We start from the raw sequence: 25,018 nt of genomic DNA on the forward strand, positions 1-25,018 counted from the left end.
ATCCGGCTGTCAGACCACTGGCAAATGGGTACGTTCGCCCTCACGGCACGGGAGGCAACAATCGACAGCCCTGACGCTGGCCTTGCCATTGAGCGCTGTTTTCACGGCCCATCCCGGTGGCGGTGACTCGCTTGTCGGCCAGGCTTTCCGTCAATGTGCTCGGCAGCCACTGCTTCACGTAGCCCTGACAGTAGTCGACCGGGTTGTTCATCACATAGCGGCAGGAACAATATTCCTTGGCGGTGTAAGCACTGATGATGCTCGGAAACGCCTGCAACGGGACACGCCAGACCCAGACCACGGCGAGTAGAAATACCACCATCAGGATCGCCACCGCGCTGAACGGGCGTCGCCGAATGAACCCCTTCCTGGCCGTCATTGGGCACGCTCCACGGCCACGGCTTTCAACGCCCACTTGAGCAACTGGTTGTGATCGTAGGTCCCGTCCCGGTCATCGGCGTAACGCACGATGACCAGCCCCGCGCTCGGGATCACATACAACGCCTGTCCCCAATGACCCAGGCCGGCGAAGGTATCGGGCGGCGCGTCAGGCCAGGGACCAGGTGTGTTATCCGCTGCCCGGTTAAGCCACCACTGCCCCCCTGGCGCTTCGGTGGTGGCCGTTTGGGAACTGAACGGGGTGAGGTTGAAATCGACCCAAGCCTGCGCCAGCAAGCGGTGATCCTGCCAACGGCCGCCACGCTGCATGAGCAAACCGATACGGGCCAGATCCCGCGCGGTCATGTAGGCGTAGGAGGAGCCGACAAAGGTGCCGGTGCTGTCCGTTTCCCAGACCGCGCTCTTGATGCCCAGCGGGTCGAACAAAGCCGTCCACGGGTAATCGGCGTAGGCCGTGGCGCCCACCATGCCTCGTAGCGCGGCGGCCAATACGGTGCTGTCGCCACTGGAATAGCGATACGCCGTGCCGGGCGCGCTTGCGACGTGGTGTTCGGCGGTAAAGCGCGCCATGTCGCTCCGGCCTCGGGTGTAGAGCATGGCGACGACCGAGGAGTTGAGTGGCGCGTATTCGTAATCCTCTTGCCAGTCCAGACCCGACGCCCAGTGCAGCAGGTCCTGAATCCTGATGTCCGGATGCGCGCTGAACGGTGGGTAGTAACGTGCGACCGGGTCAGCCAGCTTGAAGCGCCCTTCTGTAAAGGCCACGCCCAGTACCGTTGCAAGAATGCTTTTGCTGACCGACCAGGTGAGGTGCGGCGTCTCGGCACGGGTCACGCCGCCATAGCGTTCGTAGACCACTTCGCCGTTGCGAACGATCAACAGCGCATCGGTGCGTATGCCGTTGCGGGTCTGCTCATCGCGAGGCGGGAAGGCGTAGGTTTCCAGGTCCTTTAACGCTGCACTTGAAGCGAGAGGTCGAACCGACCACTGCGCGTCAGGCCAGGTGTCGGCAACTGCCGAACAGGCCATCGATAAAACTAAAAGCGTTAACAGCAAACGGCTCATGAACGGACCTCACGCACGGATACCGACAATCCTGGCAGTCAATGATGACAGCACGGGGAAACCCTCTCTGAGGCCGTTCAAACACCGCACACCATCAGCCGGACGAAAATCTTCTGTGGGAGCGAATTCATTCGCAATTGGCCAGCAGGGTCAAAGTAGCCCCGTCGCCTGAACAACTTTCGCGAATGAATTAGCTCCCCCAGTAATGGTATCGGCGTCTCCCACCTGCCGCCCCGCCTGTCACGCAACCATCACCAAAGCTTAATGGTGGTGACATCGGCCCTCCCTAGCCTGCATTCGTACAGCAATGCTTCGAATCATTCAGTCGACCGGCCTGGACCAAGGCTGGCCCACGGAGACGCCCTATGACTCAGATCGCCAGTATTCGAGACACCAGCGTAGACCGCCGCCTGCAGGCCGAGCGCCTGGTAGGACCTCACGCCCTGCAAGAAGCACAGGCTTTGCGTTTCAGCGTGTTCAGCGGCGAATTCAACGCCAAACTCAAAGGTGCCGAGCTGGGTCTGGACATCGACGATTACGACGTTCACTGCATGCACATCGGCGTGCGTGACCTCAACAGCGGTCGGCTGGTCGCCACCACTCGCCTGCTGGACCACAAGGCGGCCAACACACTGGGCCGTTTCTACAGCGAAGAAGAATTCAGCCTTCATGGCCTGGGCCATCTGCAGGGTCCAATCCTGGAGCTGGGCCGTACCTGCGTCGACCCGGCCTACCGCAACGGCGGGACCATTGCCGTGCTGTGGAGCGAGCTGGCCGAAGTCCTCAACGAAGGCGGTTACAGCTACCTGATGGGCTGCGCCAGCATTCCAATGCAGGACGGCGGCATCCAGGCTCACGCCATCATGCAGCGTCTGCGTGAACGCTACCTGAGCACCGAACATTTGCGCGCCGAGCCGAAGAACCCGCTGCCGACGCTCGATATTCCGAACAACGTGATCTGCGAAATGCCCCCGCTGCTCAAGGCCTACATGCGTCTGGGCGCCAAGATCTGCGGCGAGCCGTGCTGGGATGAAGATTTCCAGGTCGCCGACGTGTTCATCCTGCTCAAACGCGACGAGCTGTGCCCGCGCTACGCCCGTCACTTCAAGGCAGCGGTGTGATGAGCTCGCTGCGCAGTCATGCGCGAGTCATCCGCGTGCTGTGGGTCATCGGCCTGGGCCTGACCATTGCGGGCGCGTTCGCCCTGATGGAACGTCTGCGCGTCGGCAACACCATGGCCCGTCGTCAGCGCTGGACGAGCTGGTTCATGGCTTGCCTGACGGCCGCACTGCCGTTTCGCGTCACGGTCAGCGGCACATTGCCGGCTCAGCCCGCCTTGTGGGTCAGCAACCATGTGTCATGGACCGACATTCCCCTACTGGGCATGCTCGCCCCGCTGTCGTTTCTGTCCAAGGCTGAAGTGCGCACCTGGCCGGTGGCTGGCTGGTTGGCGCTGAAGGCCGGCACGCTGTTCATTCGTCGCGGTTCGGGTGACAGCAAGCTGATTCAGAAGCAAATGGGCCAGCACTTGCAAGGTCATCATTCGCTGGTGATCTTCCCTGAAGGCACCACCACGGACGGCACTCGCTTGCGGACGTTCCACGGCCGCCTGCTGTCCAGCGCCATTGAAACCGGAACCCCTGTGCAACCGGTTGCCATCCGGTATGTGCGCGACGGCAAGCCCGATCACATCGCGCCGTTCATTGGCGATGACGATCTGCTTTCCCACCTGCGCCGCTTGTTCGCCAACGAAGTAAGCGATGTGCACATCCAGTTGCTGGAGCCGATCGCGTCTCAGGGAAAAGAGCGCGCGGCATTGGCGTTCGAAGCACAGACTGCGGTGCAGACTGCACTGTTTGGCGAGGTGGCTCAGCCTGCCGAGGCTCGACCATCCACCGCCAGGGCGGCCTGAGCGAACGCCTGAAGTTGCGGGTAAAACTCGCTGAAATCCTCGCTTAACGGCTGATAAAGCGCCTGCAGTTCCTGCATGGCGCCGGCCAGTCCCTCGGGGCGTGACAGGCGTCGGGCAATCCCGGCCAACGCATCGCCCACCACCTCGAAATCACGGTACGACCCCAGCCAGTCATGGGCCGCCATGCGCGGCGCGATCATCGCCAGACGCTCCGGCAGTTCAGGCTCGTTCGCCAGCACGCGATAAACCTGGTCGGTGAACGTGTCCAGCGGCACGTCCGAATACTGCGACCAGTCCCGCGCCAGACAATGATCGAAGAACACGTCCAGCACGATGCCGACATAGCGACGGCGCTCGGCCGGAAATCGTCCCATCGCCCGTTTGGTCACGGGGTGGGCGTCGGTAAATGCATCGATGCGCCGATGCAGACGGATCGCCTGCTCGATGTCCTGGGGAAAGCGACCCGGCAGCAAGCCTTTGACGAAATCGCCATACAGGCTGCCCAGCAACTGAGAAGGCGTCTGACCGCCCAGATGGAGGTGTGCGAGGTAGTTCATGAAGACATGCACCTTTGCAATAAACGACACGGCCCCTGTGGGAGTGAGCCTGCTCACGAAGAGGACCGTACATCCGCCACATTCTATGGCGCATAACATTCACCGTTCGTGAGCAAGCTCACTCCCACAGGAGCATCGCGTGATCGGAATGGCTGCACGAAGCCTAAACCATTTAAGTCAGGGGCTCATATCGTTATAATCCGATATACCCATTCACTCTATGCTTAGAACTCTTTTATATTTGTATATCGCGATTTACCAATATAAAGTTCGCCCCATCGCGATATAACGCTACACGCAGATTGAGAACGACATGCCTATCGACCTCGACGAAATAATAAAAGCCCTGGCTCACCCGGTTCGCCGTCAGATTCTGGTCTGGCTCAAGGACCCTTATGCCTGTTTCCCCGATCAGGATCACTCGCTTGAAAACGGCGTGTGTGCCGGTCAGATCGACCAACGCGCGGGGCTGTCGCAATCGACCGTTTCCGCTCACCTGGCCACTCTGCAACGCGCTGGCCTGATCACCAGCAAGAAATACGGCCAGTGGCATTTCTTCAAACGTAACGAAGACGCCATTCAGGCGTTTTTGCAGGAGCTGACTCAGCAGCTTTGAGCTGACCGCTCTCAAACACCGATTTTTCAGGAGACGCACCGTGCCCCTTTCGCTACTTATTCTGGCCCTGAGCGCCTTCGCCATCGGGACGACCGAGTTCGTCATCATGGGCTTGCTGCCCGACGTCGCCGCTGACCTGGGCGTCAGCATCCCGGGCGCCGGCTGGCTGGTGACCGGCTACGCCCTGGGCGTTGCCATCGGCGCACCGTTCATGGCCATGGCCACCGCCAAACTCCCGCGCAAAGCGGCGCTGGTCACGCTGATGGGGATCTTCATCATCGGCAACCTGCTCTGCGCCGTCGCGGCCGATTACAACATTTTGATGTTCGCCCGCGTGATCACTGCGCTGTGCCACGGTGCGTTCTTCGGCATCGGCTCGGTCGTCGCAGCCGGCCTGGTTCCGGCCAACCGCCGAGCATCGGCCGTCGCGCTGATGTTCACCGGCCTGACCCTTGCCAACGTCCTCGGCGTGCCCCTGGGCACCGCGCTCGGACAACAGGCGGGCTGGCGCTCGACTTTCTTCGCGGTCACCGTGATCGGCGTCATTGCCTTCATCGGCCTGATCCGTTTCCTGCCGGCCAAGCGCGACGAAGAGAAACTCGACATGCGGGCTGAACTCGGTGCGCTCAAAGGTGCCGGGATCTGGCTGTCGCTGAGCATGACCGCACTGTTTGCCGCTTCGGTGTTCGCGCTGTTCACCTACGTCGCGCCGTTGTTGGGGGAGATCACCGGCGTATCGCCGCTGGGCGTGACCTGGACCTTGATGCTGATCGGGCTGGGCCTGACCGCCGGCAACATCATCGGCGGCAAGCTGGCGGATCGCCGCTTGGCCGCCACGCTGATCGGCGTATTCATTGCCATGGCCGTGACGTCCACTGTCCTGACCTGGACCAGCGTTGCGCTGATCCCGGCTGAAATCACCCTCTTCCTCTGGGCCACCGCCTGTTTCGCCGCTGTGCCTGCCTTGCAGATTAACGTAGTGACCTTCGGCAAGGACGCACCGAACCTGGTGTCGACCCTGAACATCGGTGCCTTCAACGTCGGCAACGCGTTGGGCGCATGGGTCGGCGGCAGCGTCATCGCCCACGGCTACGGCCTGACCAGCGTGCCCCTCGCCGCCGGTGGCCTGGCGATCCTGGCGCTGATTGTGACCCTGATCAATTTCCGTCAGCGCGGCGACGGCGAACTGGCCGCTGCGACGAACTGATTTCAACGCTTCAAAACTGCGGATTCACCCACTACCCAACGCATTGAGGATATCCCCGATGAGCACAATTTTTGACCCGATCAAGATGGGCGAGCTGGAGCTGGCCAACCGGATCGTCATGGCGCCGCTCACCCGTTGCCGCGCCGACGAAGGCCGCGTACCGAACGCGATGATGGCCGAGTACTACGTGCAGCGCGCCACAGCCGGCCTGATCATCAGCGAAGCAACGTCGGTCACGCCGATGGGCGTCGGCTACCCGGACACGCCCGGTATCTGGTCCAACGATCAGGTTCGCGGCTGGAGCAACATCACCAAGGCCGTTCACGCCGCGGGCAGCAAAATGGTGTTGCAACTGTGGCACGTCGGCCGTGTGTCGCACCCCATCTACCTGAACGGCGAGACGCCCGTCGCACCGAGCGCGATTCAACCAAAAGGCCACGTGAGCCTGGTGCGCCCGCTGTCTGACTACGTGACGCCTCGTGCGCTGGAACTGGCTGAAATCGACGACATCATCGACGCCTACCGCGTCGGTGCCGAGAACGCCAAGGCCGCCGGGTTCGATGGCGTGGAAATCCACGGCGCCAACGGTTACCTGCTCGATCAGTTCCTGCAAAGCAGCACCAACACGCGCACCGACCGCTACGGCGGCTCGCTGGAAAACCGCGCGCGCTTGCTGCTGGAAGTGACCGACGCCGCCATCGAAGTCTGGGGCGCAGGCCGTGTCGGCGTGCACCTGGCACCTCGCGCCGACTCCCACGACATGGGCGACGACAACCTGGCTGAGACCTTCACCTACGTCGCGCAGGAACTGGGCAAACGCGGCATCGCGTTCATCTGCGCCCGTGAGCGCGAGCTGGACGACAGCCTGAGCCCACGTTTGAAAGAGGCGTTTGGTGGGGCGTTCATCGCCAACGAGAAATTCACCAAACAGAGCGCCAATGAGTGGCTGGCGAGCGGCAAAGCGGATGCGGTGGCCTTCGGTGTGCCGTTCATTGCCAACCCCGATCTGCCTGCACGCCTGGCCAAGGATGCTCCGCTGAACGAGCCGCACCCTGAAACGTTTTATGGGAAAGGGGCTGTGGGGTATATCGATTATCCAACGCTGTAATCAGCGTATCTGGATTGAATGATCGTTCCTACGCTCCGCGTGGTAACGCAGCGACTGACGCTCCGCGTCCACTTGGACGCAGAGCGTCTTGGCCCTGCATTCCCACGCGAAGCGTGGGGACGATCACAGATAAACCGTATGCACGGGTCCTGCTGCCGGTTCCCGGCAGATCGCGGGACAAAGTGGAGCGCCACCCCGGCAGCTCCTGCGCTTTGCTCAGAGCGCCTACTGACCCCGCGCGTTAATCTGCTGCGACAACGTCTGAATCTGACTCTGCAAGGTATTGAGACTGCGCGTCATCTGCCCGCGAAACGCATCGAATTCCGCCGTGCTCGCGCCCGAAGAAGCCGCCTGCGCCGGACGATTGTCCTGCTCGCTCTTGAGCACAATCATGTCCTGCTCCAGACGCTCGATCGCCTGACTGTTATTACTCTTCTTCAAATTCGCCACATCGGCACTCAGGCTCTTGAGTTCAGAATCCAGACGATCCTGCTGCGACTGCGACGACTTGCTGTCAGGCATCGCCGCCTTCAACGCACCCAGCTCGGTCGCGACCGTCTTCAACTGATCCTGCAACTGCTGATTGGTCGCCTGCTGCTGCGTCGCTTGAGCGGCAATCTGCTCCAGGCGCTTGTCCAGGCCGCCCTGCAACCCCGCAACGCCTTGCTGCTGCTTGTTTTGGTCAGCGAGTTGATCCTGCAACTGCTTGATCTGCGCCTTCAGCGCTTCACCGCCACTGTTGGCAACGGATTCAGTGGCGACGACCTTGCCGGAAATGTCCTGCAGGCGCCCCGCCGCTTCCTCGCTGATGCGCGCAAAGCTTTCCTGGGTGGCGACAAGTTGCTGTTCCATTAATGAAACCTGCTGAAAACTCCACCAGCCCAAACCACAGAACGCGATGAACAGCGCCCCGATCAAGGCCCACAAAGCGCCCGTGCCCGGGGCTTTGACCTTGACCACCGGTGTGGTCCGCGAATACACCGTGGTGCGCTCACGGGCACCGGCGGTCGGGATGAAGTCATCGTCGTCATCTTTGGCGCTGAGGCTCGGCACATCATCGATGTCGTCATACGGATCTTTGCGCATGTGTTTCCCTTTGAAGACCGCTGAATCTGAATGGCGGCAGTATAACCGCGACACGTAGGACCCTATGAATCGCCGGCCGTTTTAAACGGCCTGGCCGTGCTGCGCCTTCCACCAGCCACAGAACTCATCCAGCGCGGTCCAGACGCTGACGTTGGGCTGGTAATCCAGATAATACTGGGCGCGGCTGATATCAAGCGTGAAATCTCGGTTCATGACCTGCATCCCCACTCTAGACAGCGTAGGTTCAGGTCGGCCGGGCCAGAGCAGGCAGGCCGCTTCGTTGATCGCCGCCGCGCTGTAGGCCAGCCCGTACGAGCGATAGCGCGTGACAGGCGGCAACTGCATCTGACGCAGGACGTAATTGACCACGTCCCAGAGGGGAATCGGCGTGCCATTGCTGATGTTGTAGGCCTTGCCCAGTGCCGCCCCCGTCGCCAGCAAACTGCTGAGGATCGCCTCGTTCAGGTTCTGAATGCTGGTGAAATCGACCTTATTCAAGCCATTGCCGATGATCGACAGGCGTTTCTTGCGCTGCATCTGCATCAGCCTCGGGAAGATGCTGGTGTCTCCCGCGCCGGTGACGAAGCGAGGACGCAACGCAATGACTTCAAGCCCGAACTCCGTGGCGCCAAACACCTTTTGCTCGGCCAGGTACTTGGTCGCGGCATAGTGATTGTGGAAGCGCTTGGGAATCTGTTCTTCACGAATATTCAGGTGCGACTGCCCATCGAAATAGATCGATGGCGAGGACAAGTGCACCAGCCGGCGGACATGTTGCTTGAGACAGGCTTCAACGACGTTTTCAGTGACCTGAACGTTGCCCTCATGGAAGTCCTGACGGCGTCCCCAGGTGCCGACAGCCCCCGCGCAATGGACGACCGCCTCGACGTCGTCGCACAGGGCGTGCACCAGCTCTGGATCACTCAAGTCGCCTTGAATGAATTCGGCGCCGCGCCGCACCAGATGCTCAACGCCCTCTGCTCGACGGCCGTTGACCCGGACGCTCAATCCCTGCTCCAGGGCAAAACGCGCAAAGCGTCCGCCGATGAAGCCGCTCGCGCCGGTGACCAGAATCTTCATTTACCGCTCCGTTCAAAATAAATATGCACAACATAGGCTCGCGAGGCCGGTTCCTGCACGGCGCAGGAATCTCTGGCGTCAGTGATCTCTGTGGGAGCGAATTCATTCGCAATGCGGTTTTGCGAACGACATATCTTCGCAGGCTGATCAGCCCTATCGCGAATGAATTCGCTCCCACAGGTCTTGCAACCAACCAAGAAACCTCAGCGTCTGCACTGACGCTCACGGCGCTGCCAGCGGCACCAACCATTGACCGGCTTTCTTCGCCAGATGATCAGTCAACTGCGTCAACAACTGCCCGCCATTGCGCCAATGATGCCAGTACAAGGGCACATCGATGCAGCGATCGCTCAACAATTCCACGAGTTTGCCGCTCGCCAGTTGCTCTCGCACCTGCAATTCAGGCACCAGGCCCCAGCCCATTCCGGATTCCGTCATGCGAATGAAACCTTCGGACGACGGGCACAGATGATGCTCGAAGCCGCCCTCGACACCCAGCGAGGCCAGGTAGCGATGCTGAAGAAAGTCATCCGGCCCGAAGACCATCGCCGGTGAACGTGCCAGCGCCTGAGCCGTGACGCCATTCGGAAAATGCCGCGCGATAAAGGCCGGGCTGGCCAACGCACGATAGCGCATGGCGCCCAGCAGCAAACTGCGCGCCCCCGCCACCGGGCGTTCGCTGCCACACAGGCAGGCCGCCACTTCACCGGCACGCATGCGCTTGAGGCCAACGTCCTGATCCTCCACCACCAGATCGGTCAGCAACCGGTGTTCGGCACAAAAATCCCCCACCGCCAGCGCCCACCAGGTGGCCAGGCTGTCGGCGTTCAAGGCAATGCGCAGACGTTCCGGAACGCCACCTTCGTCAAGCGCCGGGACCACGCTTTGCAGGTCTCGCTCCAGCAACCGAACCTGTTGAACGTGGTTCAGCAGGCGCCGACCAATGTCAGTGGGGCTGGGCGGCGTCGCCCTTACCAGCACTGGCTGACCGATCCGTGCCTCCAGTAACTTGATCCGCTGTGAGACGGCGGACTGCGACAGGCCCAGAACCTGGGCCGCCCGTTCGAAACCCGCCTGCTCAATGACCGCCGCCAGCGCCGAAAGCAACTTGTAGTCAAACATCACTTTTCCTAATGAGCGATGAGCATTATTGGTTTTTCTTATACCGCTCATTGCCCGACACTCGCCACACAAACCTGCTTGCGACGAGAACATCCGATGTCCGGTGAGACTTCCCTCAACGTGCTGCTGCGCAGCATGAGCCCACAACTGAACGACGGTGAATATGTGTTCGCCAGCGTGCCCGACGGAAGCGATCTCCAGAGCGCGCAGGTCATAGGCAGCTTCCGCGAGCAGGAGGGGCTGACCGTTATTGTTGAACGACAGCAGGCCGAATCACTGGGCCTCGCCTGCGGCTACGTCATGGCATGGATCACCTTGACCGTGCACTCGTCATTGGAGGCCGTGGGGCTGACCGCAGCGTTTGCCAGCGCGTTGGGAAAAGCAGGCATCAGCTGCAATGTGATCGCGGGCTTCTATCACGATCATTTGTTCGTGGGAAAAGATGACGCGCACAAAGCCATGACGGTACTGCGCGAACTGGCCACCAGCGCCCACTGATTCACTTCACGGAGCGATACCTCATGTGGCAGAGCTACCTCAACGGCCTGTTGGTTGCGTTCGGCCTGATCATGGCCATTGGCACCCAGAATGCCTACGTCCTGGCGCAAAGCCTGCGTCGCGAGCATCACCTGTCGGTCGCGCTGTTGTGCATTGTGTGCGATGCGATCCTGGTCGCCGCCGGCGTGTTCGGACTGGCGAATGTGCTGGCGCACAACCCGACATTGCTGGCCGTCGCGCGCTGGGGCGGCGTGGTGTTTCTGCTGTGGTACGGCAGCAAAGCCCTGCGCCGCGCCCTGTCACCGCAAAGCCTGCAACAGGGCGACGCCGACGGTCAGCGTTCGCGCCGCGCCGTGTTGCTGACGGCATTGGCAGTCACCCTCCTCAACCCGCACGTTTATCTCGACACGGTTCTGTTGATCGGCTCCCTCGGAGCGCAGCAGACAGAACCGGGCGCCTACGTGGCCGGTGCCGCCAGTGCGTCATTGCTGTGGTTCTCGACGCTGGCGATCGGCGCAGCCTGGCTCGCGCCGTGGCTCGCACGACCGGCGACATGGCGCCTGCTGGATCTGATGGTCGCCGCAATGATGTTCAGTGTCGCGATGCAGTTGATCCGAACCGCCTGATTATTTACAGGCGCGGCGACTCATCAAAAATATCCATCATTTCCCGCGCAACGCTCTGGAACCTCTATCCCACACAGTTGTTGCGTGGTTATGGGCCGGACCCGGTGCTATGATCCAAAACCCTGCGCCGCAAAGAGTAAAAGACTCTCCGGCGTATGTTCTGTCTGGCCGCCCGTGATCGGCCTTGCGCAAACCGCAACTGACCTGATTAGGAGAATTACCATGGCTTTCGAATTGCCTCCGCTGCCGTACGCTCATGATGCTCTGGCACCGCACATCTCCAAGGAAACTCTGGAATACCACCACGACAAGCACCACAACACCTACGTCGTGAACCTGAACAACCTGGTGCCAGGCACCGAGTTCGAAGGCAAGACCCTGGAAGAAATCGTCAAGTCTTCCTCGGGCGGTATCTTCAACAACGCAGCCCAGGTCTGGAACCACACTTTCTACTGGAACTGCCTGGCGCCAAACGCCGGCGGCCAACCGACCGGCGCACTGGCTGATGCCATCAACGCTGCGTTCGGTTCCTTCGACAAGTTCAAGGAAGAGTTCAGCAAGACCTCCATCGGCACCTTCGGCTCCGGCTGGGGCTGGCTGGTGAAGAAAGCTGACGGCTCCCTGGCGCTGGCCAGCACCATCGGCGCCGGCAACCCGCTGACCAGCGGCGACACCCCGCTGCTGACCTGCGACGTCTGGGAACACGCTTACTACATCGACTACCGCAACCTGCGTCCAAAATACGTCGAGGCGTTCTGGAACCTGGTGAACTGGAAGTTCGTTGCTGAGCAGTTCGAAGGCAAAGCCTTCACCGCCTGATTACCGCATCTAAGCGCGGTTTAGAGAAAAACCCGGCATTGCCGGGTTTTTTTTCGCCTTCTGTTCATCCTTTATGTATTGTCAGAAAGCGATAGCGGACTAATATCAGTTTCGTCCGAATCGATGAAAAGAGGCTCAAGTTCCGCGCCCTGTTTACCGACACAGTACCGATAGCCTTACTTGCCTGCATGTGGATCGTTATCTGAATGAAACAGGTCAGGTGTGTATCGAAACCTTGACCCCATGGCCTGCATTGCCAATGCTTGCATACAGTCACCCGCTATCAGCATGGATGAAGGAATGCCCATTTGAAGCTGGAACTCAAGAACAGCTTGTCGGTGAAGCTGCTGCGTGTGGTGTTGCTTTCAGCGCTCGTCGTGGGCGTTGTGCTCAGCTGCGCACAGATTGTCTACGACGCCTACAAGACCCGGCAGGCCGTCGCCACTGACGCCGAGCGGATTCTCGACATGTTCCGTGACCCGTCGACACAGGCTGTTTATAGCCTGGACCGGGAAATGGGCATGCAGGTCATCGAGGGCCTGTTTCAGGACAAGGCCGTACGCATGGCATCTATTGGCCATCCCAATGAGACCCTGCTTGCAGAAAAGACCCGTGACCTAAAACCCTCGCCGACGCGTTGGCTGACCGACCCGATTCTCGGCCAGGAACGCAGCTTCACCACGCAGTTGGTCGGCCGCAGCCCATACAGCGAATATTACGGCGATCTGCGCATCACCCTCGACACCGCGACCTATGGCGAGGGCTTTCTCGTCAATTCGATGATCATCTTCATTTCCGGCGTGCTGCGCGCTCTGGCGATGGGGTTGGTGTTGTATCTGGTCTATCACTGGCTGCTCACCAAACCGCTGTCGCGCATCATCGAACACCTGACGAGCATCAATCCCGACCGGCCCAGCGAACACCAGTTGCCACTGCTCAAAGGTCACGAGAAGAACGAGTTGGGGCTCTGGGTCAACACCGCCAACGAACTGCTGGCCTCCATTGAGCGCAACACTCACCTGCGTCACGAGGCGGAATCCAGCCTGCTGCGCATGGCCCAATATGACTTTCTGACCGGGCTGCCTAATCGCCAACAGCTGCAACAGCAACTGGACAAGATCCTGATCGATGCCGGACGCGTGCAACATCGGGTTGCCGTGCTGTGCGTCGGCCTCGATGACTTCAAGGGCATCAACGAACAATTCAGTTATCAGGCGGGCGACCAACTGCTGTTGGCGCTGGCCGACCGTCTGCGTGGACACAGCGGCCGTCTGGGCGCACTCGCGCGCTTGGGTGGCGACCAATTCGCGCTGGTGCAGGCGGACATCGAACAACCGTACGAAGCAGCGGAGCTGGCACAGAACATCCTCGATGATCTGGAAGCGCCGTTCGCCGTCGATCAGCAGGAAATCCGTCTGCGCGCGACCATCGGCATCACGCTGTTCCCCGAGGATGGCGATAGCACTGAAAAGCTGCTGCAAAAAGCCGAGCAGACCATGACCCTGGCGAAGACGCGCTCGCGCAATCGCTACCAGTTCTACATCGCCAGCGTCGACAGCGAGATGCGCCGTCGCCGTGAGCTTGAAAAAGACTTGCGCGAAGCCTTGGTGCGCAACCAGTTCCATCTGGTCTACCAGCCTCAGATCAGCTATCGCGACCATCGCGTCGTCGGCGTCGAGGCTCTGATTCGCTGGATTCACCCTGAGCACGGTTTCGTCCCGCCCGATCAATTCATTCCGTTGGCCGAACAGAACGGCACCATCATTGCCATCGGCGAGTGGGTCCTGGACCAGGCGTGCAAACAGTTGCGCGAGTGGCACGATCAGGGCTTCAGCGAGCTGCGCATGGCGGTGAACCTGTCCACCGTGCAACTGCACCACTCCGAGCTGCCTCGGGTGGTCAACAACCTGCTGCAGATCTACCGGCTGCCGCCGCGCAGTCTTGAGCTTGAGGTCACCGAAACCGGTCTGATGGAAGACATCAGCACCGCCGCCCAGCACCTGCTCAGCCTGCGTCGTTCGGGCGCGCTGATTGCCATCGACGACTTCGGGACCGGGTATTCGTCCCTGAGCTATCTGAAAAGCCTGCCGCTGGACAAGATCAAGATCGACAAGAGCTTCGTGCAGGACCTGATCGACGACGATGACGACGCCACCATCGTGCGCGCCATCATCCAGCTCGGCAAAAGCCTGGGCATGCAGGTCATCGCCGAGGGCGTGGAAACCACGGAGCAAGAGGCGTACATCATCTCCGAGGGCTGCCACGAAGGTCAGGGCTACTTCTACAGCAAGCCACTGCCGGCGCGGGAGCTGCTGTCCTATCTGAAGCAAGCGCAGCGGACGCATGTGGGGGTTTTATAGGCACCGCCACGCTTTTGTAGGAACGCACTTGCCCGCGAACGCGTCGGGCCATCAAGTACCAATGCACCTGACCAGAAACGGTCGCGATCCAGGGCGTTCCTGCTGAGCGTCACGCCCGGCAGGCCCTGAAACGCCTTGTAACAGCTTGAAATACCTCCTCCTCCCGCGTCGCGGCGTTTTGCCTTTACACAGAATGCAAATCTTTCGCATTATGTCGCAGCTTTTTCTGGCGCTCGCCACCGTTTACACACTCTTTCCGACGCAGGATTCCGTCATGATTCGTATGCCCCTGGCAACCGCAAGTCTGCTGGCCATCGCTATCTCTCTGGCCGGTTGTGACCAAGGCAAGGACAAGCCCGCTGCCGCCGCGCCCTCCCCGACGCCTGCCGCAGCCGCGCCGGCTCCTGCAGCAGCGCCAGCCGCCGCGCCGGCCCAGACCAGCGATGCTGCCACCAAGGCCGTGGTCGCGAATTACGCGAACATCGTCTTCGCCGTGTTCAGCGACGCCGAATCCACCGCCAAGACCTTGCGGACCGCTGTCGACACCTTCCTCGCCAACCCGAACGATCAGAACTTGAAAGCCGCGCGCGATGCCTGGGTTGCGGCCCGTGTGCCGTACATGCAGAGCGAAGTGTTCCGCTTCGGCAACACCATCATCGACGACTGGGAAGGTCAGGTGAACGCCTGGCCGCTGGACGAAGGCCTGATCGATTACGTGGCCAAGGATTACCAGCATGCACTGGGCAACCCAGGCGCGACCGCGAACATCATCGCCAACAAATCGGTACAGGTCGGTGAAGACAAGGTCGACGTCACCGAAATCACGCCTGAAAAGCTGGCCAGCCTGAACGAGCTGGGCGGGTCCGAAGCCAACGTCGCCACCGGTTACCACGCGATCGAATTCCTGCTCTGGGGCCAGGACCTGCACGGCAACGGCCCGGGCGCAGGCGAACGCCCTGCCAGCGACTACGTCGAAGGCAAAGGCGGCACCGGCGGTCACAATGATCGTCGTCGTGCGTACCTGAAAGCCGCCACCGACCTGCTGGTCAGCGACCTGGAAGAGATGGTCAATAACTGGAAACCGGGCGTTGCCGACAACTACCGCGCCACGCTGGAAGCAGAGCCGGCTGAAAGCGGCCTGCGCAAAATGCTGTTCGGCATGGGCAGCCTGTCCCTGGGCGAGCTGGCGGGCGAGCGCATGAAGGTGGCGCTGGAGGCCAACTCCAGCGAGGACGAACACGACTGCTTCAGCGACAACACCCACAACTCGCACTTCTACAACGGCCTGGGCATCCGCAACGTTTATCTGGGTGAATACACCCGCGTAGACGGCACCAAGGTCAGCGGTCCAAGCCTGTCCTCGCTGGTCGCCAAGGCCGACGCCGCGACCGACAGCACCGTGCGCGCCGACCTGGACGCCACCCAGGCAAAACTGCAAGCGATCGTCGATCATGCCAACAAGGGTGAACACTTCGACCAGTTGATCGCAGCGGGCAACACCGCGGGCAATCAGGTCGTTCGTGACGCCATCGCGGCACTGGTCAAGCAGACCGGCGCCATCGAACAAGCCGCCGGCAAGCTGGGCATCACCGACCTGAACCCGGACAACGCCGATCACGAATTCTGATTGGCGCCGTTGGTGCTCCGACGATCCTGATCTAAGCCTGCCAGGCACTCGCCAAAGCGCGCGTCGATGATCGTCAAAGAAGGCCGACCCGTCAGCGGGTCGGCCTTTTTTTGACCTCAAAAAAACCGTCAAACCCCCTGTAAATACAGGGCTTCTGAAGACCGATCCGTAAGTTATGTAGGGCGTTTCCTGTTCGCTCTGTGTCGGATTGAACGCGCTTTATTCGCCGTCGATCATGCGCACTTCCTTGACCCCACCCTATCCAGGAGGAGACAGAAAGTGCCCAAGAGAAACAATAAAAGGCGCCGCGTCAGCAAGCTCAAAGCCAATGACTATGGCATCCATTTGTTGGTCGGCATCAAGGGGCCTCGTGCCTGGAAAGTGACGATCTACCGTGATGGAAGAACCTTCAACAGACTGTTCTCATTCTCTCGCTACGGCGGACGCGAAGCCGCTCGCAAAGCGGCAGACGTCTGCCGCGACCAATTGCTGCTCGAACACCTGCCCAAGCTCAGCCGAGACATCCGTCAACGCATCATCTCAACCAACACCAGCGGTTATCCCGGCGTGCATTACCGCTGCTACACCGGCATTGCCTATTGGGTGGCGCGCACGACGCTGCGAAATGGCAGCAGCGTGACCAAGTCGTTCAGGGTCGAACACTACGGCTACGAGAGAGCTAAGGAACTCGCCATTCGTGAGCGCGAGCGGCAGCTCGACAGCATTGGCGATTACCGCTCGTTCAAGGTGATAGAAGGCGAGCGGCGACTCATGCAACTGCTGGTGGAGAACCCTGCACTGCAAATCTCCGGACTCTGATTGACCATTTGCCGCCAAATCTCCGGGGTGGCGGCAAATTGGTTACAACACGTTTCGAGAGAGGCTTACAAACGCAAATCCCTCTTATTCCTCAAGAACGGGGCTGGTAAGCTTGCTCGCCCCGATTTCCACCCCTTTGCAGGATGTGTATGACTGCGCGGTTCCGTCTCTGGCTCTTCCTGCTGATGGCTTCGGCCATTGGCGGGTGCGATGACGCCCCGCGTTTCACCGCTGCCGAGCCAGGCGAGGCGCAATCCGGCGGCGCGACCACCGTCCACAAAAAAGACCGCACGGCGTTTTCCCTTCCGTCCGCCAACCTGTCACCGACCCGGCGGCTGGACTTCAGCGTCGGCAACAGCTTTTTCCGCAACCCCTGGGTCATCGCGCCCTCGACCACCACCGCGCGAGACGGCCTGGGCCCCCTGTTCAACACCAACGCCTGCCAGAACTGCCATATCAAGGACGGCCGCGGACACCCGCCCGAGCCGGGCGCCGACAACGCTGTGTCAATGCTCGTGCGCCTGTCGATTCCCGATGAGCCTGCTTACGCAGAGCACATCAAGCGTCTGGGGCTGACGCCCGAGCCGGTCTATGGCACACAGCTGCAGGACATGGCGATTCCCGGCGTCACACCCGAAGGCAACGTGCGCGTGGAATACGACGCCATGACCGTGCATTTCCGTGACGGTACGCCCGCGCATCTGCGTCGCCCTACCCTGCAGATCACCCAGCTCGGTTACGGGGCAATGCACCCGCAGACCCGCGCCTCGGCCCGCATCGCGCCGCCCATGATCGGCCTGGGTCTGCTGGAGGCCATTCCAGAAGCAGCGATTCTGGCAAACGCGAATCCTGATGACAGCAAAGGCACCGGCATCACCGGCACGCCCAACTGGGTCTGGGACGACGCACAGCAGAAAACCGTTCTCGGTCGGTTTGGCTGGAAAGCCTCGCAGCCCAGTATCGAGCAGCAAAATGCCCATGCCCTCGCGGGCGACATGGGGCTGACCTCGAGCCTCAAGACCGTGGATGACTGCACACCGTCGCAGACGGCCTGCCTTGACGCGCCCAATGGCCAGGGCCCCGATGGCGAGCCGGAAGTCAGTGACAACATTCTGCGGCTGATCACGTTCTACACCCGCAACCTGGGCGTGCCCGCGCGCCGTGACGTGGCCGGTTCGCAAGTCCTGGCCGGCAAGAACCTGTTTTTCAAGGCCGGTTGCCAGCAGTGCCACACGCCGCAGTTCACGACCGCGGCCAACGCTGCAGAGCCGGAGCTCGCCAACCAGGTAATCCGCCCTTACACCGACCTGTTGCTGCACGACATGGGCGAAGGCCTCGCCGACAACCTCACCGAATTCCAGGCCAACGGGCAGCAATGGCGAACCCCGCCGTTGTGGGGCATCGGACTGACTCAGACCGTCAGTGGCCATACCCGGTTTCTGCACGATGGCCGCGCCCGCAACCTCATGGAAGCCGTACTGTGGCACGGCGGCGAAGCATTGCCCGCGCAGCGTCAGGTGCTGGCGTTCGATGCACAACAGCGGGCAGCGCTTCTGGCGTTCCTGAATTCCCTTTAAACGTATTATCCGAAAGATAAGGAGCCGGACATGTTCCGTCCCAAGCTGTTGCTCACCAGCCTCGCAGCGCTCGCGCTGGGTGCTTGCGCGCCCGCAGACCCGCAGGCCGTGACGTCTGCCGCCATCGCCAAGCAAGTGATACTGCCAACTTACAGCCGCTGGGTCGACGCTGACCGGCAACTGGCGGTCAGTGCGCTGGCGTTCTGTCAGGGCAAGAGCGACCTGGACACCGCGCGGGCCGACTTCCTCCATGCACAGAAAGCCTGGGCCGAACTGCAGCCGCTGCTGATCGGGCCGCTGGCCGAAGGCAACCGCTCATGGCAGATACAGTTCTGGCCGGACAAGAAGAACCTGGTGGGCCGTCAGGTCGAGCAACTGGTGACCGCTCAGCCTCAGATCAGCGCCGATGCACTGGCGAAATCCAGCGTCGTCGTTCAGGGATTGTCGGCGTATGAATACATCCTGTTCGATGCCGAAATCGACATGGCGAGCACTGATCAGAAAGCGCGCTACTGCCCGCTCCTGGTCGCGATCGGAGAACGCCAGAAAACCCTCGCGCAAGAGATTCTGGACGGCTGGAACAGCACCGACGGCATGCTCGCGCAACTGAGCAAGTTTCCGAACCCGCGCTACGCCGACTCCCACGAGGCCATCGCTGAACTGTTGCGCGTGCAGGTCACCGCGCTGGATAGCCTGAAGAAAAAACTCGGCACACCGCTGGGTCGCCAGACCAAGGGCCTGCCGCAACCTTTCCAGGCCGAATCGTGGCGCAGCAAGGCGTCGCTGAGCAGTCTGCAAGCCGGTCTCGCCAGCGCCGAAACAGTCTGGTCGGGCGTGGACAACAAGGGCCTGCGTGGCCTGTTGCCTGCGGAGCAAAAGCCGCTGGCTGACAAGATCGACGCTGCCTACGCTGACAGCCAGAAGCAACTGGCGGCGCTCAAACCGCCACTGGTCGAGCTGTTGGCCACCGAGCAAGGCCGTCAGCAGTTGAACGCGTTCTACGACAGCCTCAACAAGGTGCATCGCCTGCACGAAGGCGAACTCGCCAAAGCACTGGGCATTCAGCTTGGCTTCAATGCCAATGATGGTGACTGATATGTTGCGACGTCAGGCTCTGGCTCTCGGCAGCCTTGTTCTCAGCGCCTGTACCTTGGGTGGATGGACGCTGTTCAAAAAGAAAGGCGAAAGCCCGCTGCTGCTGTCTGCCCGAGATGACAGCGATGGCAAGCACTACGCCGTGGGGTATCGCGTGGACGGCACTCAGGTCTTCGCTACACCGGTGGCCCAGCGTTGCCACGACATCATCAATCATCCGCAACGGCCGATCGCGTTGTTCGTCGCCCGCAGGCCGGGCACCGAGAGTTACCTGATCGACCTGCGCGACGGTCGTCTGTTGCAGACCATCACCTCGAAGCCGAATCGGCATTTCTACGGCCATGCAGTCATTCACAAAGACGGCGAATGGCTGTACGCCACCGAAAACGACACCACCGATCCGGGACGTGGACTGCTCGGCGTCTACCGGTTCATCGGGGATCGCCTGGAGCACAGCGGTGAGATCCCCACCCACGGCATAGGGCCGCATCAGGTCTCCTGGATGCCTGACGGCGAGACGCTGGCGGTCGCCAACGGCGGTATTCGTACCGAGGCCGAAAGCCGGGTCGACATGAACCTGAATGCCATGGAACCGAGCCTGGTCCTGATGCAACGGGACGGCACACTGTTGAGCAAGGAAATCTTGTCCCAATCGATGAACAGCGTGCGCCACATGGCGATTGCCACTGACGGCACCCTCGTTACCGGTCAACAGTTCATGGGGCCGTCCCATGAGTCTGCCGAGCTGCTGGCGATCAAACGGCCGGGGCAGCCGTTTCAGGCCTTTCCGGTGGCCGAGCAACAGTTGCAAGCGATGGCGCACTACACCGCGAGCGTGGCCATCCACAGCGAGTTACGGCTGGTCGCCTTAACAGCACCGCGCGGCAATTGTTTCTTTATCTGGGACCTGGACAGCGGCGCCGTCCGCCTGGATGCCCCGCTGCCTGATTGCGCGGGTGTCGGCGCCGTCGCCGATGGCTTTGTCGTCACCTCAGGCCAGGGCCGATGCCGCTTTTACGATTGCCGCCAGAGCGCACTGGTCGCCCAGCCACTGGCGTTGCCGGCGGGATTGTGGGACAACCATTTGCATCTGGTGTGAGTTTTTCGGGTTGACTTGAGGGCATCAAAGTCGCCTGATTCATCTGTTTTCCAAGGAAGTGGAATATGTTGCGTCGCCGCATGTTGATCATGTTGGGTGTTGTCGTCATCGTGGTGCTGGCCCTGGGCGGGTACAAGGCATTTTCGATCTACAAGCAGATCCAGCAATTCACCGCCCCCAAGCCGCCGATCAATGTCGCGGTCGCAGTGGTGCAAGAACGCGCCTGGCAAAGTCGCCTGCCCGCCATTGGCACGCTCAAGGCTTTGCAGGGCGTGGACCTGGCGCTGGAAATCTCCGGCACGGTCAAGGCCTTGCAGTTCGAATCCGGCCAGAAGGTCAAGGTCGGCCAGCCGCTCGTGCAACTCGACAGCGATGTGGAGAAGGGTCTGCTCGGCACCGCCGAGGCTGATTTGGGTCTGGCGCAACTGGACTTCGCTCGCGGCAGCAAACTGGTGGGCGATGGTTCCATTTCCAGAGGCGATTTCGACAAACTCGCCGCCACGCAGAAAAAAGCGGCGGCCAGTGTCGCGCAACTGAATGCCTCGCTGGCCAAGAAACGCATTCTCGCGCCCTTCAGCGGCACCATCGGCATTCGTCAGGTGGATGTGGGCGATTACCTCGCCAGCGGTACGGTCATCGCCACCCTTCAAGACCTGACCAGCCTCTACGCCGACTTCTTCGTGCCGGAACAGGTGCTGCCAAAACTGGCCCTCGGTCAGCAGGTGCAGGTCAGCGTCACGGCTTATCCTGACGCTGTGTTCACTGCCAGCATCAGCGCCATTAACCCCAAGGTCGAAGATGCCACGCGTAACGTGCTCGTGCGCGCCACGCTGCCCAACCCCGACAGCAAGTTGCTGCCCGGCATGTTCGCCAATCTGCAGGTCATCCTCGGGCAGGATGCACAGCAACTGGTGGTGCCGGAAAGCACCATTACCTACACGCTGTACGGCAACTCGGTGTATGTCGTCGTGCCGAAGAACGGCACTGACGGTCAGCCGGAAAAAAACGACAAGGGTGAACCGCAACTGGCCGTCGAACGACGTTTCGTGACCACCGGCGAGCGCCGTGGAGGGCTGGTGATCATCAGCAAGGGATTGAAAGCAGGCGAGCAAGTGGTGACCGGCGGCCAGCTCAAGCTGGACAACGGCACTCATGTCGCCATCAGCGCCGATCAGGCTGCGCCCGCAGAGCAGAACAGCCAACCCAAGGTTGACTGATCACAGCTGACGGCTCGAAGGAGCTTTCAAAGGAACGTTCATGGCATTCACAGACCCGTTCATCCGCCGCCCTGTCCTCGCCAGCGTGATCAGCCTGCTGATTGTGCTGCTGGGCTTTCAGGCGTTCAGCAAACTGACCATCCGCCAATACCCGCAGATGGAAAACGCCCTGATCACGGTGACCACGGCGTACCCCGGCGCCAACGCCGAAACCATCCAGGGCTACATCACCCAACCGCTGCAGCAAAGTCTGGCCAGCGCCGAAGGCATCGACTACATGACCTCGGTCAGTCGGCAGAACTTCTCGGTGATCTCGATCTACGCGCGCATCGGCGCCAACACCGACCGCCTCTACACCGAGCTGCTGGCCAAGGCCAACGAAGTCAAAAACAAGCTGCCTCAGGACGCTGAAGACCCAGTGCTCAGCAAGGAAGCGGCCGATGCCTCGGCGCTCATGTACATCAGTTTCTACAGCTCGGAACTGAACAATCCGCAGATCACCGATTACCTGTCCCGCGTCATTCAGCCAAAGCTGGCCACGCTGCCCGGCATGGCCGAAGCCGAGATTCTCGGCAACCAGGTGTTCGCCATGCGTTTGTGGCTGGACCCGGTCAAGCTTGCAGGCTTTGGGCTGACAGCCACCGATGTGACGGACGCCGTGCGCAAGTACAACTTTTTGTCCGCCGCTGGCGAGGTCAAAGGTGAATACGTGGTGACCAGCGTCAACGCCACCACCGATCTGAAATCCCCGGAGACGTTCGCCGCCATTCCGCTGAAAACCGTCGGTGACAGTCGAGTCTTGCTCGGTGATGTGGCGCGCGTCGAAATGGGCGCTGAAAACTACGACACCGTCAGCTCGTTCGATGGCACGCCCTCGGTGTACATCGGCATCAAGGGCACGCCAAGCTCCAACCCTCTGGACGTGATCAAAGAAGTCCGGCGAATCATGCCGGAACTTGAAAGCCAATTGCCGCCCAGCCTGAAAGTGTCCATCGCCTACGACGCCACCCTGTTCATCCAGGCTTCCATCCATGAAGTGGTGAAAACGCTGATCGAGGCGGTGTTGATCGTCATCGTCGTGGTGTTCCTGTTTCTGGGTGCGCTGCGCTCGGTTCTGATACCGGTGATCACCATTCCGTTATCGATGATCGGCGTGCTGTTCTTCATGCAAGTGATGGGCTACTCGATCAACCTGCTGACGTTGCTGGCCATGGTCTTGGCAATCGGCCTTGTGGTGGACGACGCGATTGTCGTGGTGGAAAACATCCATCGGCATATCGAAGAGGGCAAAACGCCGCTGAACGCCGCGCTGGAGGGCGCACGGGAGATCGCGATGCCGGTGGTGTCGATGACCGTGACCCTGGCCGCCGTTTATGCGCCCATTGGTTTCCTCCAGGGCCTGACGGGCGCGCTGTTCAAGGAATTTGCGTTGACGCTGGCGGGCGCCGTGGTGATTTCCGGCATCGTCGCCCTGACCCTCTCGCCGATGATGTGCGCCGTTCTCCTGCGCCATGACGAGAACCCCAGCGGCCTGGCGCACAAGCTAGACCAGATTTTCGACGGCTTGAAAGTGCGCTATCAGCGTCTACTGCACGGCACATTGAACAGCCGTCCCGTGGTCATCGTCTTCGCCGTGCTGGTGCTGTGCCTGATTCCGGTGTTCCTGAAATTCAGCCAGTCGCAACTCGCGCCCGATGAAGACCAAGGCATCATTTTCATGATCGCCACGTCGCCACAGCCGACCAACCTTGATTACATGAACAAGTACACCGACCAGTTCATCTCCATTTTCAAGGCGTTCCCGGAGTACTACTCGTCCTTCCAGATCAATGGTTTCAACGGCGTACAAAGCGGTGTCGGCGGCTTCCTGCTTAAGCCATGGGACGAGCGCAAGCGCACTCAGATGGAGCTGTTACCCGAGGTACAGGCCAAGCTCGCAGACATCACTGGCCTGCAGATTTTCGGCTTCAACCTGCCGTCGTTGCCGGGAACCGGTGAGGGTCTGCCCTTTCAGTTCGTGATCAATACACCGAACGATTATCCAGCCCTGCTTGAGGTCGTCGACCGGATCAAGAAGCGCGCGACGGAGTCCGGCAAGTTCGCGTTCCTGGATGTGGACCTGGCGTTCGACAAGCCGGAAGTCGTGGTGGATATCGACCGCGCCAAGGCGGCGCAGATGGGCGTTTCGATGCAGGACCTGGGCGGGAGTCTGGCGACCTTGCTGGGCGAAGCGGAGATCAACCGGTTCACCATCGATGGGCGTAGTTACAAGGTCATCGCACAAGTGGAACGGGCTTACCGCGACAACCCCGAGTGGCTGTCGAACTATTACGTGAAAAACAGCGAGGGCACCATGCTTCCACTGTCGACGCTGATCACCGTCAGTGACCGTGCCAGACCGCGCCAGCTCAATCAGTTCCAGCAACTCAACTCCGCCATTATCTCGGGCTTTCCGCTGGTCAGCATGGGCGAAGCCATCGATACAGTGCGGCAAATCGCCGAGGAAGAAGCACCCGCCGGTTTTGCCTACGATTATGCAGGCGCTTCCCGTCAGTACGTGCAGGAAGGCAACGCCTTGTGGGTAACGTTCGGCCTTGCACTGGCCATTATCTTTCTGGTGTTGGCGGCTCAGTTCGAAAGCTTTCGCGATCCGCTGGTGATTCTGGTGACCGTGCCTTTGTCGATCTGCGGCGCCCTGGTCCCGCTGTTCCTCGGCGTATCCACGCTGAATATTTATACCCAAGTGGGCCTGGTGACGTTGATCGGTCTGATCAGCAAGCACGGGATCCTGATCGTCGAATTCGCGAACCAGCTGCGACGCGACAAGGGCCTCGGCGTTCGAGAGGCTGTGGAGGAAGCGGCCGCGATTCGCCTGCGCCCGGTCCTCATGACCACTGCCGCAATGGTGTTCGGCATGGTGCCGCTGATTCTGGCAACCGGCGCCGGGGCAGTCAGCCGCTTCGACATCGGTCTGGTGATCGCGACGGGGATGTCGGTGGGGACGTTGTTTACGTTGTTTGTGTTGCCGTGTGTTTATACGTTGCTGGCTTCGAAGGTTGGCTCGAAGACACCACTTTGATGCCGATCCCTGACAACAGCGCTTAACGCCAATGAAAAGGCCCCGATAAA

22 protein-coding genes are annotated in these 25,018 nt (G+C 60.7%); 16 read left to right on the forward strand and 6 right to left on the reverse strand.

What is annotated here, in order from left to right:
- Positions 1–40 precede the first annotated feature (40 nt).
- A complete protein-coding gene (locus ABDX87_RS08395; protein WP_346832463.1) occupies positions 41–379 on the reverse strand; it encodes an amidase in 339 nt (112 codons plus the stop codon).
- The gene (locus ABDX87_RS08400) at positions 376–1,464 is read right to left on the reverse strand and encodes a serine hydrolase domain-containing protein (RefSeq protein WP_346832464.1); all 1,089 of its coding nucleotides are present in this window, start codon (positions 1,462–1,464) and stop codon (positions 376–378) included. The genes ABDX87_RS08395 and ABDX87_RS08400 overlap by 4 nt, the downstream gene beginning before the upstream one ends.
- Before the next feature lie 365 nt (positions 1,465–1,829).
- On the opposite strand from ABDX87_RS08400, the gene olsB reads away from it, so the two are divergent.
- Both olsB and ABDX87_RS08410 read left to right on the forward strand, forming a co-directional pair.
- Complete coding sequence (gene olsB, locus ABDX87_RS08405; protein ID WP_346832465.1) at positions 1,830–2,585, forward strand: L-ornithine N(alpha)-acyltransferase; 756 nt, start codon at positions 1,830–1,832, stop codon at positions 2,583–2,585.
- Positions 2,585–3,376, forward strand: a complete 792-nt coding sequence (locus tag ABDX87_RS08410) for a lysophospholipid acyltransferase family protein (RefSeq protein ID WP_346832466.1) — start codon at positions 2,585–2,587, stop codon at positions 3,374–3,376. The genes olsB and ABDX87_RS08410 overlap by 1 nt, the downstream gene beginning before the upstream one ends.
- Here ABDX87_RS08410 and ABDX87_RS08415 read toward each other — a convergent pair.
- Positions 3,334–3,933, reverse strand: a complete 600-nt coding sequence (locus ABDX87_RS08415) for an ACP phosphodiesterase (RefSeq protein ID WP_346832467.1) — start codon at positions 3,931–3,933, stop codon at positions 3,334–3,336. The two genes, ABDX87_RS08410 and ABDX87_RS08415, sit on opposite strands and share 43 nt — an antisense overlap.
- 313 nt (positions 3,934–4,246) lie before the next feature.
- On the opposite strand from ABDX87_RS08415, the gene ABDX87_RS08420 reads away from it, so the two are divergent.
- From ABDX87_RS08420 to ABDX87_RS08430, 3 genes are read left to right on the forward strand one after another with little or no spacing between them, the layout of a single operon-like run.
- A complete protein-coding gene (locus tag ABDX87_RS08420) occupies positions 4,247–4,549 on the forward strand; it encodes an ArsR/SmtB family transcription factor (RefSeq protein ID WP_346832468.1) in 303 nt (100 codons plus the stop codon).
- 40 nt (positions 4,550–4,589) lie between these two features.
- The gene (locus ABDX87_RS08425) at positions 4,590–5,756 is read left to right on the forward strand and encodes an MFS transporter (protein ID WP_346832469.1); all 1,167 of its coding nucleotides are present in this window, start codon (positions 4,590–4,592) and stop codon (positions 5,754–5,756) included.
- Positions 5,757–5,814: 58 nt separating this feature from the next.
- Complete coding sequence (locus ABDX87_RS08430) at positions 5,815–6,864, forward strand: alkene reductase (protein WP_346832470.1); 1,050 nt, start codon at positions 5,815–5,817, stop codon at positions 6,862–6,864.
- Positions 6,865–7,089: 225 nt separating this feature from the next.
- Here ABDX87_RS08430 and ABDX87_RS08435 read toward each other — a convergent pair whose 3' ends face one another.
- The 3 genes from ABDX87_RS08435 to ABDX87_RS08445 form a co-directional block, all read right to left on the reverse strand.
- Entirely contained in the window at positions 7,090–7,950 is an 861-nt protein-coding gene (locus tag ABDX87_RS08435) for an ATPase (RefSeq protein WP_346832471.1), read from the reverse strand.
- An 81-nt stretch (positions 7,951–8,031) separates the two neighbouring features.
- On the reverse strand, positions 8,032–9,030 hold the full coding sequence (locus tag ABDX87_RS08440) for an NAD-dependent epimerase/dehydratase family protein (protein ID WP_346832472.1): 999 nt from the start codon (positions 9,028–9,030) through the stop codon (positions 8,032–8,034).
- A 222-nt stretch (positions 9,031–9,252) separates the two neighbouring features.
- Entirely contained in the window at positions 9,253–10,152 is a 900-nt protein-coding gene (locus ABDX87_RS08445; protein WP_346832473.1) for a LysR family transcriptional regulator ArgP, read from the reverse strand.
- 96 nt (positions 10,153–10,248) lie between these two features.
- Here ABDX87_RS08445 and ABDX87_RS08450 point away from each other — a divergent pair, with 96 nt between their 5' ends.
- The 11 genes from ABDX87_RS08450 to ABDX87_RS08500 all read left to right on the forward strand — a co-directional run bounded on the left by ABDX87_RS08450 (position 10,249) and on the right by ABDX87_RS08500 (position 24,968).
- The gene (locus ABDX87_RS08450) at positions 10,249–10,650 is read left to right on the forward strand and encodes an ACT domain-containing protein (protein WP_346832474.1); all 402 of its coding nucleotides are present in this window, start codon (positions 10,249–10,251) and stop codon (positions 10,648–10,650) included.
- A 23-nt stretch (positions 10,651–10,673) separates the two neighbouring features.
- The gene (locus ABDX87_RS08455; RefSeq protein WP_346832475.1) at positions 10,674–11,276 is read left to right on the forward strand and encodes a LysE/ArgO family amino acid transporter; all 603 of its coding nucleotides are present in this window, start codon (positions 10,674–10,676) and stop codon (positions 11,274–11,276) included.
- Between the two features lie 222 nt (positions 11,277–11,498).
- Positions 11,499–12,095 (forward strand): superoxide dismutase, encoded by a 597-nt coding sequence (locus ABDX87_RS08460; RefSeq protein ID WP_062384041.1) that lies wholly within the window; start codon positions 11,499–11,501, stop codon positions 12,093–12,095.
- 308 nt (positions 12,096–12,403) lie between these two features.
- On the forward strand, positions 12,404–14,455 hold the full coding sequence (locus ABDX87_RS08465) for a putative bifunctional diguanylate cyclase/phosphodiesterase (RefSeq protein WP_346832476.1): 2,052 nt from the start codon (positions 12,404–12,406) through the stop codon (positions 14,453–14,455).
- Positions 14,456–14,729: 274 nt separating this feature from the next.
- Positions 14,730–16,082, forward strand: coding sequence for an imelysin family protein (locus tag ABDX87_RS08470; RefSeq protein WP_346832477.1), 1,353 nt, complete (start codon positions 14,730–14,732; stop codon positions 16,080–16,082).
- A 279-nt stretch (positions 16,083–16,361) separates the two neighbouring features.
- Complete coding sequence (locus ABDX87_RS08475) at positions 16,362–16,901, forward strand: AP2/ERF family transcription factor (RefSeq protein WP_346832478.1); 540 nt, start codon at positions 16,362–16,364, stop codon at positions 16,899–16,901.
- A gap of 149 nt (positions 16,902–17,050) precedes the next feature.
- Entirely contained in the window at positions 17,051–18,478 is a 1,428-nt protein-coding gene (locus ABDX87_RS08480) for a di-heme oxidoredictase family protein (RefSeq protein WP_346832479.1), read from the forward strand.
- Positions 18,479–18,508: 30 nt separating this feature from the next.
- Positions 18,509–19,573 carry an imelysin family protein gene (locus ABDX87_RS08485; protein ID WP_346832480.1) on the forward strand — a complete coding sequence of 355 codons (1,065 nt, stop codon included), beginning with the start codon at positions 18,509–18,511 and terminating at the stop codon, positions 19,571–19,573.
- Position 19,574: 1 nt separating this feature from the next.
- Positions 19,575–20,672: a DUF1513 domain-containing protein gene (locus ABDX87_RS08490; RefSeq protein WP_346832481.1), complete on the forward strand. Its 1,098-nt coding sequence runs from the start codon at positions 19,575–19,577 to the stop codon at positions 20,670–20,672.
- A 65-nt stretch (positions 20,673–20,737) separates the two neighbouring features.
- Positions 20,738–21,889, forward strand: a complete 1,152-nt coding sequence (locus tag ABDX87_RS08495; protein WP_346832482.1) for an efflux RND transporter periplasmic adaptor subunit — start codon at positions 20,738–20,740, stop codon at positions 21,887–21,889.
- 40 nt (positions 21,890–21,929) lie between these two features.
- A complete protein-coding gene (locus ABDX87_RS08500; RefSeq protein ID WP_346832483.1) occupies positions 21,930–24,968 on the forward strand; it encodes a multidrug efflux RND transporter permease subunit in 3,039 nt (1,012 codons plus the stop codon).
- The last annotated feature ends 50 nt before the right edge of the window (positions 24,969–25,018 follow it).

The sequence above is a fragment of the Pseudomonas abietaniphila genome (assembly GCF_039697315.1).
In the GTDB taxonomy this organism is placed as follows: domain Bacteria; phylum Pseudomonadota; class Gammaproteobacteria; order Pseudomonadales; family Pseudomonadaceae; genus Aquipseudomonas; species Aquipseudomonas abietaniphila_B.

Bases quoted from the DNA above. Each gene is read 5' to 3' on its own strand.
- ABDX87_RS08395 (WP_346832463.1), bottom strand. From the start codon at position 379: ATGACGGCCAGGAAGGGGTTCATTCGGCGACGCCCGTTCAGCGCGGTG.
- ABDX87_RS08400 (WP_346832464.1), bottom strand. From the start codon at position 1,464: ATGAGCCGTTTGCTGTTAACGCTTTTAGTTTTATCGATGGCCTGTTCG.
- olsB (WP_346832465.1), top strand. From the start codon at position 1,830: ATGACTCAGATCGCCAGTATTCGAGACACCAGCGTAGACCGCCGCCTG.
- ABDX87_RS08410 (WP_346832466.1), top strand. From the start codon at position 2,585: ATGAGCTCGCTGCGCAGTCATGCGCGAGTCATCCGCGTGCTGTGGGTC.
- ABDX87_RS08415 (WP_346832467.1), bottom strand. From the start codon at position 3,933: ATGAACTACCTCGCACACCTCCATCTGGGCGGTCAGACGCCTTCTCAG.
- ABDX87_RS08420 (WP_346832468.1), top strand. From the start codon at position 4,247: ATGCCTATCGACCTCGACGAAATAATAAAAGCCCTGGCTCACCCGGTT.
- ABDX87_RS08430 (WP_346832470.1), top strand. From the start codon at position 5,815: ATGAGCACAATTTTTGACCCGATCAAGATGGGCGAGCTGGAGCTGGCC.
- ABDX87_RS08435 (WP_346832471.1), bottom strand. From the start codon at position 7,950: ATGCGCAAAGATCCGTATGACGACATCGATGATGTGCCGAGCCTCAGC.
- ABDX87_RS08440 (WP_346832472.1), bottom strand. From the start codon at position 9,030: ATGAAGATTCTGGTCACCGGCGCGAGCGGCTTCATCGGCGGACGCTTT.
- ABDX87_RS08445 (WP_346832473.1), bottom strand. From the start codon at position 10,152: ATGTTTGACTACAAGTTGCTTTCGGCGCTGGCGGCGGTCATTGAGCAG.
- ABDX87_RS08450 (WP_346832474.1), top strand. From the start codon at position 10,249: ATGTCCGGTGAGACTTCCCTCAACGTGCTGCTGCGCAGCATGAGCCCA.
- ABDX87_RS08455 (WP_346832475.1), top strand. From the start codon at position 10,674: ATGTGGCAGAGCTACCTCAACGGCCTGTTGGTTGCGTTCGGCCTGATC.
- ABDX87_RS08460 (WP_062384041.1), top strand. From the start codon at position 11,499: ATGGCTTTCGAATTGCCTCCGCTGCCGTACGCTCATGATGCTCTGGCA.
- ABDX87_RS08470 (WP_346832477.1), top strand. From the start codon at position 14,730: ATGATTCGTATGCCCCTGGCAACCGCAAGTCTGCTGGCCATCGCTATC.
- ABDX87_RS08480 (WP_346832479.1), top strand. From the start codon at position 17,051: ATGACTGCGCGGTTCCGTCTCTGGCTCTTCCTGCTGATGGCTTCGGCC.
- ABDX87_RS08485 (WP_346832480.1), top strand. From the start codon at position 18,509: ATGTTCCGTCCCAAGCTGTTGCTCACCAGCCTCGCAGCGCTCGCGCTG.
- ABDX87_RS08490 (WP_346832481.1), top strand. From the start codon at position 19,575: ATGTTGCGACGTCAGGCTCTGGCTCTCGGCAGCCTTGTTCTCAGCGCC.
- ABDX87_RS08495 (WP_346832482.1), top strand. From the start codon at position 20,738: ATGTTGCGTCGCCGCATGTTGATCATGTTGGGTGTTGTCGTCATCGTG.
- ABDX87_RS08500 (WP_346832483.1), top strand. From the start codon at position 21,930: ATGGCATTCACAGACCCGTTCATCCGCCGCCCTGTCCTCGCCAGCGTG.